The sequence below is a fragment of the Streptomyces sp. NPDC054786 genome (genome assembly GCF_053611685.1).
The window spans coordinates 170,635-186,519 of the sequence record NZ_JBSHAW010000003.1; the positions used below are offsets into that span (position 1 = coordinate 170,635).

Here is a 15,885-nt window from a genome sequence, read left to right on the forward strand (position 1 = left end):
AGTTGCTTCTGCCCCGTCGTCGGGGGTGCACTCCGGTTGCCTCCGCCGAGGACGTACCCGCCGGCCCTTCGCCCGCCCTCGGCAGGGGGCCCGGCGCTTCAAAGGACGTCTCTGGTGGGTGTGGTCCAGGGGGCTGCCTGGGGGGTGGCGGCGGTGGTGTGCTCCGGGAGGCCGGCGAGGGCTTCGACCCGGGCGGGGCGGTAGGGGGTGGGGCCGCTCCACTCCAGCAGCAGGACGGTGGCATCGTCGTCGAGCCGCCCGTCGTGGTAAGCGAGATGCCGCCTGATCAGGCGGCGCAGTGTCTCCGGCACGGGCAGCCCGTCGGCATGGTGCTGGATGAGGAAGTCGGTGAAGCCCGCCAGGCCGAATTCCCGGCCTTCGCGGTTGCGGGCCTCGGTGATGCCGTCGGTGTAGAGCAGCAGGCGGTCGCCGGGCTCCAGCTGGTCCCGGCCCAGGGTGGGCGGCAGGCCCAGGTCGGTGCCCATGGGCGGGGAGGGCGGGCAGTCCAGGATCAGTGCGGTGCGCCCTTTGCGGATGACGACCGGCGGAGGGTGCCCGAGGCTGGTCCAGGTGAGGACCCCCGTGGCGGCGTTCAGCTCGGCCAGAATGCCCGTGGCATAGCGGCTCGAGCCGAACTGTTCCACCAGGGCCCGTTCCACGGCTTCGGCGATCTGCAGGATTCCGGGGCCCTGCCGGCGCCGGTTGCGGCTGGCGGCGACCGCGAGGTTCGCGGTCAGCCCGGCGGCCGTGTCGTGGCCCATGGCGTCGAAGAGGGCCAGATGCACCGTCTCGTGGGCGATGGCGTAGTCGAAAACGTCGCCACTGACCTCATAGGCGGGCTCCATCACCGCGCTGATCAGCACCCGGTCGGTGGCGATGGTCCTGGGCGGCATGATGCGCCACTCCATCTCCGCGGCCACATTCATCCTCCGGCGCCGTACCAGCCGGGCATAGGTGTCGCTCACCGCGCGCTTGCTGACGATCATCAACGCGATCAGCCCGGCAAGGTTGCGCAAGTCCTGGGCCGCCGGGGAGTCCATCTCCGTGCCCGGGGCGGCGGAGGCGCGCAGCACGCCCAGCCGCTCGGTGCCGTCGAGCAGCGGAACCCACCACTGGGCGGCCTCGGAGGTGGCGCCCGCGACGACGCCCCCGGTCTGGAACGCCCGCCCGGCGAGGGTGCCTTCCACCCGCACCACTTCCGGCGGCGCCGCCGCCCCGCCGCCCGCACCGGGCCCCTGACCGGCAAGCAGGCACAGGACGTCCTGCTGGAGATCGGCCAGGTAGATCAGCACCCCCGTCCAGCCGACCCGGGACGTGTGCTTGACGACCAGGTCCGGCACCTGCTCCAGCGTGATCACGTGACTGGCGGCGATCAGGTCAGCCAGCATCCGCCCCCGGGCGGCTGGACTGCTCATTCAGGTACCTCTTCTCGGTCGACAGCTCGCCGAGCCTTCGCCCCGTGGGCTGTCCATCTCGTGGCACCGTCGGTCGCCATTGCTCCCAGCGGCGATGCGTGTGCTTTCGATGGTGACACCGAGACGGAGCTTGCCGAGAGCGACACCGCGATGAGGTACGAGAGCGACGGCCCGAATCCGTCGCGCGGTGTCGCTCCGCGTCCTCGGCCGCGCCACCATGGACGCGTCGCGCCACCATGGACGCGTCGCACCACCATGGACGCGTCGCTGCACCAGGACCCGAGCGGCAGCGCACCGCCGTCGGCGGCAGGTGGGGCCGGCCGGACCGGCCTAGGGCGCCATTCGGGCAATCGCTCCGATTTCCAGCGCCACGTACGCGCCGTCAGACCCGAAGGCCAGGCTGTCTGGTCCGGCAGCGGGAACTCGTCAAGGAGTGGCGGCGCCGCCCCTTCCCGTGGACGCGCCCCGGCGCGGGAGGCGCGTCGCGATGCCGTCGATGAGGAACGCCAGGCTGAGCTCGAACTGCTCGTCCATACCGGCTCCCGACGGAGCGGTCATCCACTCCGTGAGCAGCGGATGGCGCCCGCCCTCGGCCGCCAGGTCGCGGGCGGCGGTGATGGCCTCGCTGAGCTGCCGCGGGGAGTGGAGTCCGTGCCGGCGGCGCATGGCGAGCTCCTCCGCCTCCTGCTGCGCGCTGCCGAGGATGTGCCGGTCCAGGAGCGCCGCGTAGGTCATGGCCTCGCCGACCGTGATGCCCTGCCGCACCAGTACCTGGAGGACGAACTCGGTGCGGCGCATCAGGTGCGGGCCCAGGGGCGGGCGTGTGGGCATGAGCTGGGCGTACCAGAGGTGGCGCTTGACCATCGCCCAGCTCTCCGTGGCGAGTGCATGCAGGTCGGCGCGCCAGTCGTCGCCGGGCTCGTCGGGCACCGGGATCTCCGCCGTGACGCTGTCGAGCATCAGGTCGGTCAGGCCGTCCTTGCTGAGCACATAGCGGTACAGCGCCATCGGCGTGTAGGGCCCGAGCCGCTTGGCGACCGCCGTCATCGTCAGCGCCTGTGCCCCGCCCTCGTCGGCGACCGCGACGGCGGCCCGCACGATGTCGTCCCGCTCCAGCGGGCTCCGGCGCCGCTGTGGCGAGGGCTGGGTCCAGATCAAAGGGGCCGGTGAGCTGCTCGAATTCTCCTTCACATGGTGAGTTTACCGAATCAAGGTAAGGTATATGCCATATACGTAAGAGCGAAGGAGAGCGCATGAGTCAGTCCGCCGCCCCGGCCGGGGTCCGTCTGGGCATCGTCAGGGGAATCAGCTACGGCATGTTCGGAGCTCCGGACAGCTTCGTGCCCGAGATGAGGAAGCTCGGCGGCACTCTGGTGCGTGTCTACGTCTACTGGGGCCAGGTCGAGCCGGAGCCGGGACGCCATGACTGGACGGTCGTCGACGCGATCCTCGATCAGCTGGATCCGGCCGACGAGGTATGGGTGACCGTGTGCTCCAGCTCCCCGTGGGCGACCCGGCACCGGACCGGCTTTCTGCCGTCGTCGCCCGCCCACGACCCGCGGCGGTACGAGCGTTTCGTCGGCGATCTGGTGACCCGCTGCCGTGGCCGCGTCCACTACTGGCAGTGCAACAACGAGCCCAGCAACACCGGCCTCCTGTGGGCGGGAACCGCGCCGGACTACGTGGAGCAGCTCACCGCCTTCCACCGCTGTGTGCGCGGCGCGGACCCGGAAGCGAAGGTCGTCCTCGGGGGCTGCGGCTACGACGTGCTCTCCAGTCCCGCCGACAGCCCGGCCCGGCAGTTCTTCGACCATGTCGTCGAGCACGGCCGCGAGGCCTTCGACCTGTTCTCCGTCCATCTCTACGGCGACCCGCACGACATCCCGGAGCAGGTGGAGTCCGTCCGCGGGATGATGCGCCGGCACGGCTATGAGCGGCCCGTGGTGGCGGGGGAGTACAACGGGCCCACACTCTTCGAATTCCCCGAGGCCCAGGCCGTGTTCCAGCAGGCGATGATGGCGGCCTTCGCGGGGACGGACCCGGCCGCTCCCGAACCCCGGCCCTCGGACGAGACCTCGGACGCCACCTCGGACGGAACGGTGGACGCGCCCCCGGACGCGGCCTTTGACGCGACCCTGGACGAGGCGCCCCACGAGCCCCCGGACCGCAGGACCATGCGCCTGCTCTACGCCCGTATGCCTCAACTCCCGCCGCAACTACAGATGTTCATGGAGGACTGTCCCCCTTGGCTCGCCGCGAAGCGGGACCGGATCAACTGCCGCCAGATCGTCACCCGTAACGTCCTCGCCCTCGCCGCCGGTGTGTCCCGGACGGCATGCTGGAATCTGGCCCCCGAAATCCCCGGCTACCGTGACCGTCTGAACATGATGGGATTCCTGTTCGGCAAACTGGCCTTGATGGACTACGACGGCACCGGCCTCACCCGACGCCATCCGTCCGCCGACACCTTCGCCCTCCTCACCGCCTTCCTCGACGGCACCACACACGTCCGTCGACTCGACGCCGAAGGCCGGCCGGAGCTGTACGCCTTCGAGGTGTCACGTGAGGGCCGCGGGCCGCTTCACGTCCTGTGGGCGGCCGGGGACGTCTTCACCGGAGAGGACGAGCCCGGGACACCCGTCGACTGGCCGTGGCCCCATGCGACGGTCCACGCCCTCGACGCGTTCGGCACCCCCGTGCCCGTCGAGAGCGACGGCACCACCGTGCACCTTCATGCCTCGGTCACCCCGCTGTTCCTCTCCACCGGCTCGGAGGCGTCGGCCCGGCGCTGAGGTCATCTGCCGCGCGCTTCGGGCGGGACGAGGGCGCCGACGGGACCGGGCGGGAAAGGGAAACGACCGGACATGCCTGCGGCAGCGGCGGGTAGGGGAGCGTGCGACGGGGGCTCAGCAACAGGCGGGAGCCAGAGCATGAGCAACAGCACCACGACCGTGGGACCGGAGACCCTGTCGACGGAGTGTGCCGTTCCGGCTCCGACGGTGCTGCCGCAGATCCAGGTTCCGCAGCGCGTCGCTCCTTCCGACGCGCGGGAGCTGTCCAAGCAGTTCCTGCTGCGGCTGCAGGAACTGGACGAGGGGACCCCCGAGTACCAGTACGCGCGGAACACCCTCATCGAGATGAACCTCTCCCTGGTGCGCTATGTCGCCCGGCGTTTCTCCAGCCGCAAGGAGTCCATGGAGGACGTCCTGCAGGTCGGGACGATCGGTCTGATCAAGGCGATCGACCGCTATGACCCCTCCCGCGACGTGGAGTTCACCACGCTGGCCGTCCCCTACATCCAGGGCGAGATCAAGCGGTTCTTCCGCGACACCACCTGGTCGGTGCGTGTGCCGCGGCGCCTGCAGGAACTCCGCATCGACCTCGCCCGCGCCCGGGAAGAGCTGGAGGGCGAGGGCAGCCACGAGCCGTCCGTGACCGACCTCGCCGCTCATCTCGGTCTGGAGGAGGCCGAGGTGGCGGAGGGGCTCGTGGCCAGCAACGGCTACGACAGCGACTCCATCGACCGGCCGATCCAAGCCGGCGGCAAGCAGCAGACCGGTCTCGTCGCCGACCTCATCGGCACCGAGGACCCCGCCCTCGCCCTGGCAGAGGACATCCAGGCCCTCAAGCCGCACCTGGCCAAGCTCGATGACCGCGAACGCGCCCTCCTCCAGCTGCGCTTCGGGGAGGAGATGACACAGTCCGAGATCGGCGAGGAACTCGGCCTCTCCCAGATGCACGTCTCCCGCCTGCTGACCCGCACCTGCACCACCCTGCGCAAGGGACTCCTGGCCGAGACGTGAGCTGCCCGCCGTGATGACGGCAACGGGCCGGTGGCCGCTTCCGGGGCGCGCGCCGTACCGCGGACGTAGGGGCGAGGACCGGCCCCGCCCGCCGCGTATGACGACAGCGGGGCGGGAGGGCCGGTCTTCGTCCGTCGTCAGCCCGGTTGGCTGCTGTCCTTCAAGCTGCCCCAGCCGTGCCAGCGGTCGATCTCGATCCAGGCGCTGACCCGGCGGCGGTCCCGCTGCGGGTACGGCTTGCCGATGTACTGCTGCGCCAGCCGGTCGATGTCGGCCAGGTCTTCGTCGTCACGGAGCTCGGCGACATGGCCGATGATGCTGATGTGCGTGTACCAGTTGCCCTCGTCCATCACGGTCAGCGAGACGCGGGGGTCATTGCGGACATGCTCCAGCCGTTTGCGGCCCTCATCCATATTGACCAGGACCCGGCCGTTGTCCCAGAGATACCAGGTGGCCGTGGACACCGGCTGCCCATCCGACCGCAGCGTCGTGATGACGGCCGGATTCGGCTTGCCCAACATGGCGACTGCTGCATCGGGAAGCGGTGGTTTCGACATACGCGGCGCTCCTCAGTACGTGAGTACGGTGCTGTTGGCCGGTCAGGACGATCAACATGATCGACTGTACTCACCCCTGCACCGGTTCCCGTCTCCCCGGTCCGCCGCCACACCACACACCCTCCGGTGCGGCGCTCTACTCGGCGGCCACTGAAGAGGAGCAGCGCGGTCCGCTCGGCGCGTCCGGTTCGTTCGGTGTCACCGGCGTGGTGCGGGCCGGCTTCCGGAGAAGGAGCATGGCGGCGTCGTCGTGCAGCTCGCCGCCCACGTGCGCGAGCAGGTCCTCATGGAGCGCGGCGAGGGTGCGGGAGGGCTCGTCCGAAATATGCCGGGACAGTCGCTCCACGAGCGGGTAGAACTCCCGCTTGTGGTCACGGGCCTCGGTCACCCCATCGGTGTAGAAGAGCAGTTGGTTCCCGTCGGCCAGGGCGATTTCCTGAAGGCCGGGGGCCTCGTCGGCCAGGGCCCGCAGACCGAGCGGCGGGGCCGGGCGGACGGGCTCGACGGGCAGCACGCCCGAGTCGTGGACCAGGAGCGGAGCGGCGTGCCCGCAGTTGACCAGCTCCATACGGTCGGCCTCGGGGTATCCGGCCAGCACTGCGGTGACGAAGTCGTCCGGACCGAGGTTGCGCGCCAAGCTCCGCTCGATCCTGTGGACCACATCGAGAAGATCGGCCTCGTCGTAGGCCGCTTCCCGGAACACGCCCAGGACCAGTGCGGCGATCCCGACCGCCGGCAGCCCCTTGCCGCGCACATCGCCCACGATCAGCCGGACCCCGTACGGCGTCGGCACCAGGGCGTAGAAGTCCCCGCCGACCCGGGCCTCAGCAGCGGCGGCGCTGTAGCGGACCGCCGTCTGGAATTGCCCGACCGTCGCCGGCACCGGTTTGAGGAAGGCGTGCTGAGCGGCCTCGGCGACCGAGCGGACGGCGGCCAGTACCTGTTCGCGACGCCTGCGCAGGCCGCTGGCCAGAGCGCTGGCCAGGGTCACGGCGGACAGCGTGGACAACACGATCGCCTGTTCGTTGCCCGGCGCACCACCATGAACGCCCAGCGCTGCACCCACCGCCACCGCCAGGACACCGACGCGGATCACTCCCCACGGCCCGCTGGTGGCGGCAGCCAGCGCGGGGCCCACGGCGAGCAGCGGCAGCCAGCTCAGACCGGTGCCGCCGGAGAAGGCGAGGATCGACACGGCCGCAATGAGCACAACCGGCACGCTGGAGGTGTAGTGCCGACGGGCGTCCGACACGCCGGACGGCGCGGCGCCCCGGGGCGGGGCGGTCTGCCGGACCGGTGCCCGCAGAGCGGAGAACGGCTTGGTGAGCTGCCACCGCGGCCGGTGGTCGTGGTGATGGATCCGGGCTTGGCGCATGGTACTGGTCCGCAGCTCGCTTCCCTGCTCATCGCACTTGAATTCCAAAATGTCCGCTTCGTCAAGGAAACGGGCATCTGCCGGGAAGGGGCAAGGACCGAAATTTCAGATAGTGAGCGACAGTCCCCTGGTCACACGGCTCGCTGTGGGAAGCAGCCGCTTCCGGACCTCGTCGATACGGGAGACCCGGTCCGCCCGGAGCGATACGCCGAGGGCCCCGAGCGTCTGACCGCTGTAGACGGGTACCGCGACGCAGAACGTACCGAGCGCGTACTCCTCCATGTCCGTCACGACCGGCGCCATGGGCAGGGTGTCGAGCTTCCGCAGCAGTTCGGCGCGGCCGGTGATGGTGCGCGGTGTGAGGTCGGCAAGGGGGTGCCGGGAGAGGTAGTCGTCGCGGGCCTCGTCGTCCAGCTCGCGCAGCACGCACTTGCCCAGCGCCGTGGCGTGCCCGGCGTCCTCGAAGCCCACCCAGAGGTCGACGCGTGGTGCCCGGGGGCCGTCGACGATCTCGGCGACCCGGATCTCGCCGTCCTCGTAGAAGGTCAGATAGGCGGCGGCCGACAGATCGTCCCGCAGAGCCGCGAGCGCGGGCCGGACCCGGTTGAGCAGCGCCTGCCCCTGCCCGCCGGTGCGCAGGGTGTCCAGCTTGTCCCCCAGGACGAAACCGCCGTCCTCCAGCTTCCGGATGTATCCGTCGTGAGCAAGCGTGCGCAACAGGTGATACGTGGTGGCCAGAGGCAGCCCCGTCTCCCGTGCCAGCTGTTTCGCCGGCGCGCCGCCCTCGTGCGCACCCACGGACTCCATCAAGCGGAAGGCTCGCTGGACGGAAGTGATGAGCGTAGGGCCTTCTCCATTGCCCATGTATTCAGCCTGCGCCCGGTGCCCCGCGCAGGCAAGGCCGTCCCGTGGCGGCCGCCGCTTCCTTGCGGAGAAGGGTGTGCCCGAGTGGGGTGGGCCAGCCCCGAGGTGCGCGACAGCGGGCACACAGAACACTTATTCGATTATTGGGTACCCTGAAAGCATGTCCATGCATCTCCAGGGCTCGCTCTTCGACCAGGCCGACGAGGTCCGTCTCGGCCCGCTGCGCGGGATGCGCAGGACCGAGCTCGGCGACGGGGCCTGGCTCGATCTGCTGCCCGGGTGGCTGAGCGGGGCCGATGCCCTGTTCGCGCAGCTCGCCGCCGAGGTGCCCTGGCAGGCCGAGCGCCGGCGGATGTACGAGCGGGTGGTGGACGTACCGCGGCTGCTCGCCTTCTACAAGGCCGACGACGCGCTGCCGCACCCCGTATTGGACGAGGCGAGGGACGCGCTCTCCGCCCACTACGCCACCGAGCTCGGCGAACCGTTCACCACGGCCGGGCTCTGCTACTACCGGGACGGCCGCGACAGCGTGGCCTGGCACGGCGACCGGATCGGCCGCGGCAGACGCGAGGACACGATGGTCGCCATCCTGTCCGTGGGGGCGCCGCGCGATCTGCTGCTGCGTCCGCGGCGCGGCGGCGGCACGGTACGGCGACCGCTCGGGCACGGCGATCTGATCGTCATGGGCGGCTCCTGCCAACGGACTTGGGAACACGCGATCCCCAAGACCACGCGGGCGGCGGGTCCGCGGGTCAGCATCCAGTTCCGGCCGCACGGCGTGCACTGAAGACGGGCGCGTCATCCGGTGCGATGCCGACCCGGCTTCCGGGTGAGGTATCCGGCTTACGGAAACGGGTGGGCCCCCGAGTCTGCGTCGGCTCGGGGGCCCGGCAATTGCTGAGGGGAAATGGTCAGTGCCGGTGGCAGACCAGGTGCTCCCGGTGCCAGATCCTGGTCCAGTAGCCGTGGTGGCGCACGCCGTGCCGGTCGCGCCAGGCCGGGTGCCAGGTGCGGGACCAGTGCCCGTGGACCATGTGGCACCGCCCCCGGTCGACGTGTCGCGTGGCCGTATGGTCTCCGTGGTGCGACGGCGTGGCCGAGGCGACACCCACCGAGGAGAGGAGGGCGCCTCCGGCGAGGGCAACGGTGGCGGCGCCGAGAGCGATGGCGCGCTTGAATCCGTCAGTCATTGAGGATCTGCCTTTCTGCATTGCCATGGTGCGAGATGCCCCGCCGATGGCCGGGCATGACTGAACAATGCACCACGACGCCGCCCAAATCCCGCCAACACCAAAGGTTTTGCACAATACAGATGGAAGGCGAAAGAAAGTAACAATCGGACTAATGTGGCTGTGGGGGAGTTGGCGCTTGGCGTGGCGGCCATGGTGGGTCCGGCCGGCGTGCGGCCGCTACGGGGATCGCGCCAACTCCCGTGCGGTGCACGCCGAGCGGAGGCGCCGTTGCCGGCCGGCGCGCTCGGAAGCGGTGTCCGCCTCAGACGACCCAGTGCGCTCGTCGGGTGGTGGAGGACAGCGAAAGGTCATCGGTGAGGGCCGTGGCCATCCGGTGCACGGCCTCGCGCAGGGTGTCCGGTGACGTGGTGTACGGGATGCGGAGGCGCTGTTCGAAAATCCCCGGGTCGGTGGCGAAGTACGCACCGCCCTCGATCCGCACCCCGTAGTCCAGGGCCCGCTCCGCCAGCGCCGAGGCGACGGGGGCGCCGAGGTCGGCCCACAGCGACAGTCCGCCGGGCGGCAGTTGCCAGGTCCACTGCGGCATGTGCTCGGTCAAGGCAGCGGCCAGAGCGGCGCGTTGCCGGCGCAGCTGTTCCAGGCGGGGCGGCAGCAGTTCGCCGGCGCGGGCCAGCAGGGAGAGGGCCAGCAGTTGGTCCAGGACCGAGCCGCCCATGTCGGTGGCGACCCGCTGGCCGGCGAGTTCGGTGGCGAGGCGGGCGGGGGCGCGCAGCCAGCCCATGCGCAGACCGCCCCAGTGCGTCTTGCTCATCGAGCCGATGGTGATGACCTGGCCGGTCCCGCCGGGTGTGGCGCGGGAGGCGAAGGGCGGCGGGGCGGGGACGTCGAGGGCGAGGTCGGCCAGGGTCTCGTCGATGACCAGCCAGGCGCCGGAGCGCCGAGCGGCGTGCAGGATGCGGACGCGCTCTTCATCGGGCATGAGGCAGCCGGTCGGATTGTGGAAGTCGGGGATCAGATAGGCCAGTCGGGGCACCGCCTGGCGGAAGGTCGATTCGATGATCTCGATATCCCAGCCGGTATCGGTCACAGGGACCGACAGGGTGCGCAGCCGGGCGCGGCGCATCGCCTCCAGCGCGTTCGGGTAGGACGGGTTCTCGACCATGACCCGGTCGCCGGTGCGGCACAGCAGCCCCAGGACGAGCGTGAGCGCGTGCTGGGCGCCGGCGGTCACCAGGATCTGCTCGGGCACGGTGGCCAGTCCGCGCCGGGTGAACCGCTCGGCGACGGCGGCGCGCAGTTCCGGGAGGCCGTAGGGGTGGTAGCCGGGAGTGTGCGTGTGCTCGGCCAGTCGAGGGGTGACCTCGGCAAGGGCCTCGACGAGTATCTGCTCCGGCAGTCCGGGGGCGGCCCTGGCCAGGTCGATCGCGGTGTCCTGCGGGCCGAGGAGGCGTGTGATGCCGTTGGGGGCCTGGCCCTCGGGCAAGGACGTCCAGGTGCCGGAGCCCTGGCGGCTGTGCGCGTGGCCGCTCTCGCGCAGCAGGTCGTACACGGCGGTGACGGTGGCCCTGCTGGTGTTCAGGGCCGTGGCCAGTTCCCGTTCGGCGGGAAGTCTGACGTGCAACCCGATACGTCCGTCCAGAATCAGCGCGCTGATCGCCCGGGCCAGGTGGCGGTAGGCGGGCCGCGCTCCCGCAGGGGCGGGCAGCATCGCGGCGAGCTGCCGGCTCCCCAGGTTCCGCTCGGTGCGGTCCGCCCTTTCCACCTGTTGGAACGGATGCGGGTCGGCCATACCACTCTCCTGGAATTGGTCGTGTTGCCCAGGCCAATCACTCTACAGACTTGCCCCGTTGGCCTTGAGGCTCAGACATCACACGATGGAGGCGACCGGGCATGCGGCAGGACATCACGGACCACTTCGCGCGCGGACTCCGGCGCCGTCACGGGGAACGCACCGCGACGCCGCTCAGATCCCGTACGCGCCCGTCCCGGCCCCCACTCGCCTATGTCCCTCTCGGTGAGCGTCCGTTGCGGCGCCTGCCCCAACTGTTCACCGGCCTCGCCCTCTACGGACTGAGCCTCTCGGCCATGGTCCGGGCGTCGCTGGGCGTCAACCCCTGGAGCGTCCTGTACGAGGGCCTGCAGAGCCACACCGACCTGAGCTTCGGCACGATCAGCGCCGTCCTGGGCCTGCTCGTGCTGCTGTTGTGGATCCCGCTCCAGCAACGGCCGACGTTCGGCACCGTCGCCAACACCATCGTCCTGGCGTGCTCATCCGACCTCGGTCTCTTGCTCATCCCCCAGCACCTCGGGCTCCCCGCCCGGGTCGCTCTGCTCGTCGGTGGTGTAGTCCTCAACGGGCTGTCCGTCGCCGTCTACGTCGGCGCGCGCTGCGGACCCGGCCCCCGGGACGGGCTGATGACCGGCGCATCCGCCACCACCGGGCGTTCCCTCCGCCTCATCCGCACCCTGATCGAGATCGCGGTGCTCGCCATGGGCCTGCTGCTCGGTGGGAGCGTGGGGGCGGGCACCGTGCTCTACGCACTCACGGTCGGCCCGACGACCCAGTTCTTCCTGCCGTGGTGCGCCTACCGGAGCACTGCCGAACGTGCCGGTGACGCAGGGCTGTCCGGGCAGTCGCATCCCCGCCGTCCCGGCCCCTCGACACATGACGTCACTGCTGCTCGATGACTCCATCCTGCAACAGCGCTGCGATCGCGGCGTGTCCCGTTTCCTCTTGCCACTGGGACCCGTGAATTCCGTCCGGTGAGCTGACGGTGAGCTCGACCAGCTCCGTGCCCTCGGGGCGCGGACTGCGCCGGACCTCGCAGCTGTCACCCGGGGCGGCGCCCGCCTTCTTCCGCAGCTCGCTCTCGACGTCCTTGCCGCACTTCTCGCGGGCGATGTCCTCCGCCGTCCGGCCCAGCGCATCGGTGAGTTGGGGGTCGGCGCCGTGGCGCAGCAGTGCCCGCACCACCGCAATCGACCCCCGCTCGGCCGCCGCCATCAACGGGGTGCGGTCGCGGTTGCCCGCGTCCGGATCGGCATGTGCTTCGAGCAGGAGTCGGACGGTCCGGTGGTGGCCGCCGGTGGCCGCCCAGATCAAGGGGGAGCAGGAGGTGCCGTCATCCTCCCGCAGGTTGGGGTCGGCGCCGTGCGCGAGCAGTTCGCGCACCACCTCGGCATGGTCCCAGCAGGCCGCCGCACACAGCGGCAGACCCTCGCTCCCCGGCTCTCCCCCGCTCTCCGCATCGGGTGAGGCTCCCGCTTCGAGGAGCAGCCTCACGATGTCCGTGCGCCCGCCTACCGCGGCCAGGTACAACGGCGTCTCCCCGTCGGGGTGCGGTGTGGACGGGGAAGCCCCTTGCCGCAGGAGCGCGTCCACCTGGCGCACCTCGTCCTCGTAGACGGCAGTGATGAGTCGTTGGGCCAACGCCTCGGTCATGCACATTCCTTCCCCGGGAGCATCATCGCGGCTCCCTGGCCTTCAGCCGCTCGTGCGGTTCACATCAGGACGGGCACGTCATGGATCGTCCGCAGGGTGTTCATGGGGGCCGAGGCTAATTCCGGATGCGGAGGTGGTCGACGCAATTTTCCGGGCGGCCGCCCGTGGGGCAGGTGCTCCATGGGCCACCGCTGCGGGGTCCGACGGCGGGGCCGCTTCACCCGCCGTTCGGGAAGAGCCGGTCCAGGTGGTGGCGGAGGACCGCCGCTGCGGACTCCGCGGTGCGCTGGCCCACCAGGACGCTGGTGCCGAGGCCCGCCGACAGGGCGAGCAGGCTGACCGCCTCCGTGCGTACGTCCATGTCGGGTGCGGTCAGGCCGGCTTCGCGCGCCCGCTCCAACTGGCCGGCCACCAAGTCTTCGGCGGCATCGGGCCCGTCGATGAACGGCTGGGCGGCCAGTGCCTCATCCGTCACCGAGAGCACGGCGTAGGCGGTGTAGACGAGGTGAAAGGTCCGGCTCTCCTCGTCGGTGGGGAGTGATTCCAGGAGCACGGCCTCGATCATCTCGCGCGGTCCCGGGGCATCCCCGGCGGCCCGTACCCGCTCGGCGATACGGGCGCCGAGCTCGGTGGTCAGCTGCTGCAAGCCGTGGAGCAGCAGCTTCTCCTTGGTCTCGAAGTAGTACTGCACCAGCCGCAGGGACACTCCCGCTTCGGCCGCCACATCGCGCATCCCGATGGCGTGCAAACCGCGCCGCCCGGCAACCCGGACCAGCGCCTCGGCGATCTGGGTACGACGCTCCTCGTGGTCCACGCGCTTCGGCATCAGCCCGTGTCCTCCGCCTCATTCGTTCCGTCCGGCCTGCGGGGTCGGCTACATGGTACCGCTGTACCACTTTGGTGGTACGGTGGTACCACTAAATCCGCTGTCCGGAGGTGGCCTGCCGTGCCCGAGACCACGACGCATAACCGCAACCCCGCTGTCGGCCGCTATGTGAACGAGGCCGTACGCGACCGGTACTTCGCCGCGTGCGACGCCGTCTACGCCCTGGGGCCGGCCCCGCGTGACGAGTGCGACGTGGAGACCCGCTCCGGGACCACACACGTCTACCGGTACGGGCCGACGGAGCCCGGCGCCGCGTCCCGGACCCCGGTGGTCCTGGTGCACGGCGCCGGCGGCAACTCGTCGCAGTGGTACCCGAACGTCGCCGCCCTGAGCGCCCAGCGCCCGGTCTATGCGATCGACACCCCCGGCGACCCGGGCCGCAGCGTGCAGCGTGAACCCATTCATCAGCCCGAACGTGCCGCACAGTGGCTCGACGAGGCACTCGAAGGCCTCGGACTCGACCGCGTCCACCTCGTCGGGTCCTCCTACGGCGGATGGCTCGCCCTCAACCAGGCGCTGCACCGGCCCGGCCGACTGGCCTCGGTCACCTTGCTGGACCCGGGTGGCCTGGAGAAGGTGGGACTCCGATTCTTCGCCTGGATCTTCGTCAGCCTCTTCGCGACCTGCGCGCCGAAGGCGATGCGACCACGCCTGGCTGCCTGGCTCGACCAGCCGGTCCTGGTGGTGCCGGAACTGCGCGCGATGGTGCGGCTCGGCATTCGCGCCTACCGCATCCGCCGCCCCGCACCGCTCCCTCTCACCGAAGCGGAGCTGCGCGGTATCCGCACCCCGCTCTATCTGTTGCTCGGGAAGCGGAGCCTGCTGGTCCACCCGCAACGGCAGCGGGAGCGCGTCCCGCGCCTGGTGCCCGGTGCCCGCGTCGACATCGTCGCCGACACCGGCCATGGACCACAGATCGACCACGCGGAGTCGGTCAACAGCCGCATGGTGAGCTTCATGGACTCCGTTCACTGAGGAGCGTCCGGGCCGGCCGAAGGAAGCCGGGCCCCGCCCAGCAGCTCCGGGCTCTGCCGCCGCGACGCGTGCGCGCCCTCCGTCAAGCAACCTCAGCGGCCGGGGCCTTGGCCCTCTCCGCTGTCTCCACCCGCCAGTTGCTCCACCGCCGTCAGCACCCGGCCGGCACCGTCCTCCGTGCCGAGCAGCGCCGACACCTGCCGGGCGCGATGACGGTATCGGGGGTCGTGCACGGCCTTCCGTACAGCGGCCGCGAGATTCTCCGCGGTCAGCCGCTGGAAGGGGAGCCTGCAGGGACTGACTCCGAGCGAAGTGAGACGCGACGCCCAGAAGGGCTGGTCCAGCATCATCGGCACGGGGACCGCCGGCACGCCCGCGCGCAGGCCGGCTGCCGTGGTTCCGGCACCCGCGTGGTGGATGACGGCTGCCATCTGCGGAAACAGCTGGGCGTGCGGGACCTCACCCACCGTCAGTACGTCGTCCCCCTCGACCGACAGGCCGGCCCAGCTCGACTGGACCACGCCGCGCACTCCGGCGAGCCGCAAGGCTCGTCCCAGGAGACGTCCGAGGCGTTCCGGGTCGCCGGGCGCCATGCTGCCGAAGCCCACAAAAACCGGTGGCGGACCGGCCTGGAGGAAATCCGCCAGCCTGGATTCCGGCGTCCAGCCGGGGGCCTCCGACGGCCACCAGTAGCCCGCCACCTCCATTCCCGGCCGCCAGTCGGCGGGCCGGGGCACCACCGCCGGGCTGAAACCGTGATGGACGGGCCACGTCGCCCGACGACGTTCCAGGGCATCCTGCCGCACGCCCAGCCGACGCTGCAGATGGTGCACCCCGGGGGCGAAAGCGCGGGCCAGCAACGACTGGGCGCACCGTCCCAAGGCCCGGTTGGCGAACGGTCCCCAGGACGGCATGTCGAAGATGACCGGCGGGAACTCCCGGGTGGGCTCAAGCGGCTGTAAGAACACGCCGACGCTGGGCAGTTGCAGACCCTCCGCCGCCACGAGCCCCAAGGGAGCCAGGCTGCTGGAAAACAAAAGGACTTCTGCGCCCGATGCGCAGGCCTCGGTCACCGCGTCGGCCATCTGCGGAGCCAATTCCCGTGCCAGCTGTACTTGCTCGACCTTGGAGAGGCGGGCCCCCTGGCCGCCCTTCCCCGGGCCGTGCCCTCTGGTGTCATCGGTTCCGGACGTGGCGTACCGGTCGAGCGGAAGGGGGTGGAAGCCCAGGCCGCTGCGGCGCACCAGCGCGGCCGAGCGCGCATGGGTGGCCATCACCACCCGGTGCCCGGCGCGATGCAGCCGGGCCCCCAGGCCGGTGTAAGGAGCCACGTCCCCGTGCGAACCTGCGGTAGCGATCAGGATGTGCATGGTCG

At 70.7% G+C, this 15,885-nt stretch carries 15 protein-coding genes; 5 read left to right on the plus strand and 10 right to left on the minus strand.

The window, feature by feature from the left end; genetic code table 11:
* Positions 1 to 98: 98 nt before the first annotated feature.
* A complete protein-coding gene (locus ACWGI6_RS04385; protein ID WP_453266134.1) occupies positions 99 to 1,388 on the minus strand; it encodes a PP2C family protein-serine/threonine phosphatase in 1,290 nt (429 codons plus the stop codon).
* A 453-nt stretch (positions 1,389 to 1,841) separates the two neighbouring features.
* On the minus strand, positions 1,842 to 2,606 hold the full coding sequence (locus ACWGI6_RS04390; protein WP_453266061.1) for a TetR/AcrR family transcriptional regulator: 765 nt from the start codon (positions 2,604 to 2,606) through the stop codon (positions 1,842 to 1,844).
* A 62-nt stretch (positions 2,607 to 2,668) separates the two neighbouring features.
* On the opposite strand from ACWGI6_RS04390, the gene ACWGI6_RS04395 reads away from it, so the two are divergent.
* Both ACWGI6_RS04395 and ACWGI6_RS04400 read left to right on the plus strand, forming a co-directional pair.
* The gene (locus ACWGI6_RS04395) at positions 2,669 to 4,207 is read left to right on the plus strand and encodes a hypothetical protein (protein ID WP_453266062.1); all 1,539 of its coding nucleotides are present in this window, start codon (positions 2,669 to 2,671) and stop codon (positions 4,205 to 4,207) included.
* Positions 4,208 to 4,345: 138 nt separating this feature from the next.
* Positions 4,346 to 5,218, plus strand: a complete 873-nt coding sequence (locus tag ACWGI6_RS04400) for a SigB/SigF/SigG family RNA polymerase sigma factor (RefSeq protein ID WP_453266063.1) — start codon at positions 4,346 to 4,348, stop codon at positions 5,216 to 5,218.
* A 137-nt stretch (positions 5,219 to 5,355) separates the two neighbouring features.
* Here ACWGI6_RS04400 and ACWGI6_RS04405 read toward each other — a convergent pair whose 3' ends face one another.
* The 3 genes from ACWGI6_RS04405 to ACWGI6_RS04415 form a co-directional block, all read right to left on the minus strand.
* Entirely contained in the window at positions 5,356 to 5,775 is a 420-nt protein-coding gene (locus tag ACWGI6_RS04405) for a PPOX class F420-dependent oxidoreductase (protein ID WP_453266064.1), read from the minus strand.
* Positions 5,776 to 5,911: 136 nt separating this feature from the next.
* Positions 5,912 to 7,150, minus strand: coding sequence for a PP2C family protein-serine/threonine phosphatase (locus ACWGI6_RS04410; protein WP_453266065.1), 1,239 nt, complete (start codon positions 7,148 to 7,150; stop codon positions 5,912 to 5,914).
* Between the two features lie 105 nt (positions 7,151 to 7,255).
* Positions 7,256 to 8,014: an IclR family transcriptional regulator gene (locus ACWGI6_RS04415; RefSeq protein ID WP_393904735.1), complete on the minus strand. Its 759-nt coding sequence runs from the start codon at positions 8,012 to 8,014 to the stop codon at positions 7,256 to 7,258.
* A 160-nt stretch (positions 8,015 to 8,174) separates the two neighbouring features.
* Between ACWGI6_RS04415 and ACWGI6_RS04420 the strand changes: the two genes are divergently transcribed.
* The gene (locus ACWGI6_RS04420) at positions 8,175 to 8,801 is read left to right on the plus strand and encodes an alpha-ketoglutarate-dependent dioxygenase AlkB (RefSeq protein WP_453266066.1); all 627 of its coding nucleotides are present in this window, start codon (positions 8,175 to 8,177) and stop codon (positions 8,799 to 8,801) included.
* Positions 8,802 to 8,925: 124 nt separating this feature from the next.
* Here the strand turns inward: ACWGI6_RS04420 and ACWGI6_RS04425 are convergent, their stop codons facing one another.
* Positions 8,926 to 9,204, minus strand: coding sequence for a hypothetical protein (locus ACWGI6_RS04425; RefSeq protein ID WP_453266067.1), 279 nt, complete (start codon positions 9,202 to 9,204; stop codon positions 8,926 to 8,928).
* 304 nt (positions 9,205 to 9,508) lie between these two features.
* A complete protein-coding gene (yczR, locus tag ACWGI6_RS04430) occupies positions 9,509 to 10,996 on the minus strand; it encodes a MocR-like transcription factor YczR (protein ID WP_453266068.1) in 1,488 nt (495 codons plus the stop codon).
* Positions 10,997 to 11,097: 101 nt separating this feature from the next.
* Here yczR and yczE point away from each other — a divergent pair, with 101 nt between their 5' ends.
* Positions 11,098 to 11,895 carry a membrane protein YczE gene (yczE, locus tag ACWGI6_RS04435; protein WP_453266069.1) on the plus strand — a complete coding sequence of 266 codons (798 nt, stop codon included), beginning with the start codon at positions 11,098 to 11,100 and terminating at the stop codon, positions 11,893 to 11,895.
* Here the strand turns inward: yczE and ACWGI6_RS04440 are convergent.
* Both ACWGI6_RS04440 and ACWGI6_RS04445 read right to left on the minus strand, forming a co-directional pair.
* The gene (locus ACWGI6_RS04440) at positions 11,879 to 12,649 is read right to left on the minus strand and encodes an ankyrin repeat domain-containing protein (protein WP_453266070.1); all 771 of its coding nucleotides are present in this window, start codon (positions 12,647 to 12,649) and stop codon (positions 11,879 to 11,881) included. The genes yczE and ACWGI6_RS04440 overlap by 17 nt on opposite strands.
* A gap of 217 nt (positions 12,650 to 12,866) precedes the next feature.
* On the minus strand, positions 12,867 to 13,475 hold the full coding sequence (locus ACWGI6_RS04445) for a TetR/AcrR family transcriptional regulator (RefSeq protein WP_453266071.1): 609 nt from the start codon (positions 13,473 to 13,475) through the stop codon (positions 12,867 to 12,869).
* Positions 13,476 to 13,595: 120 nt separating this feature from the next.
* Here ACWGI6_RS04445 and ACWGI6_RS04450 point away from each other — a divergent pair, with 120 nt between their 5' ends.
* On the plus strand, positions 13,596 to 14,510 hold the full coding sequence (locus ACWGI6_RS04450; protein WP_453266072.1) for an alpha/beta fold hydrolase: 915 nt from the start codon (positions 13,596 to 13,598) through the stop codon (positions 14,508 to 14,510).
* A 92-nt stretch (positions 14,511 to 14,602) separates the two neighbouring features.
* Here the strand turns inward: ACWGI6_RS04450 and ACWGI6_RS04455 are convergent, their stop codons facing one another.
* Positions 14,603 to 15,880 (minus strand): glycosyltransferase, encoded by a 1,278-nt coding sequence (locus ACWGI6_RS04455; protein ID WP_453266073.1) that lies wholly within the window; start codon positions 15,878 to 15,880, stop codon positions 14,603 to 14,605.
* Positions 15,881 to 15,885 lie beyond the last annotated feature (5 nt).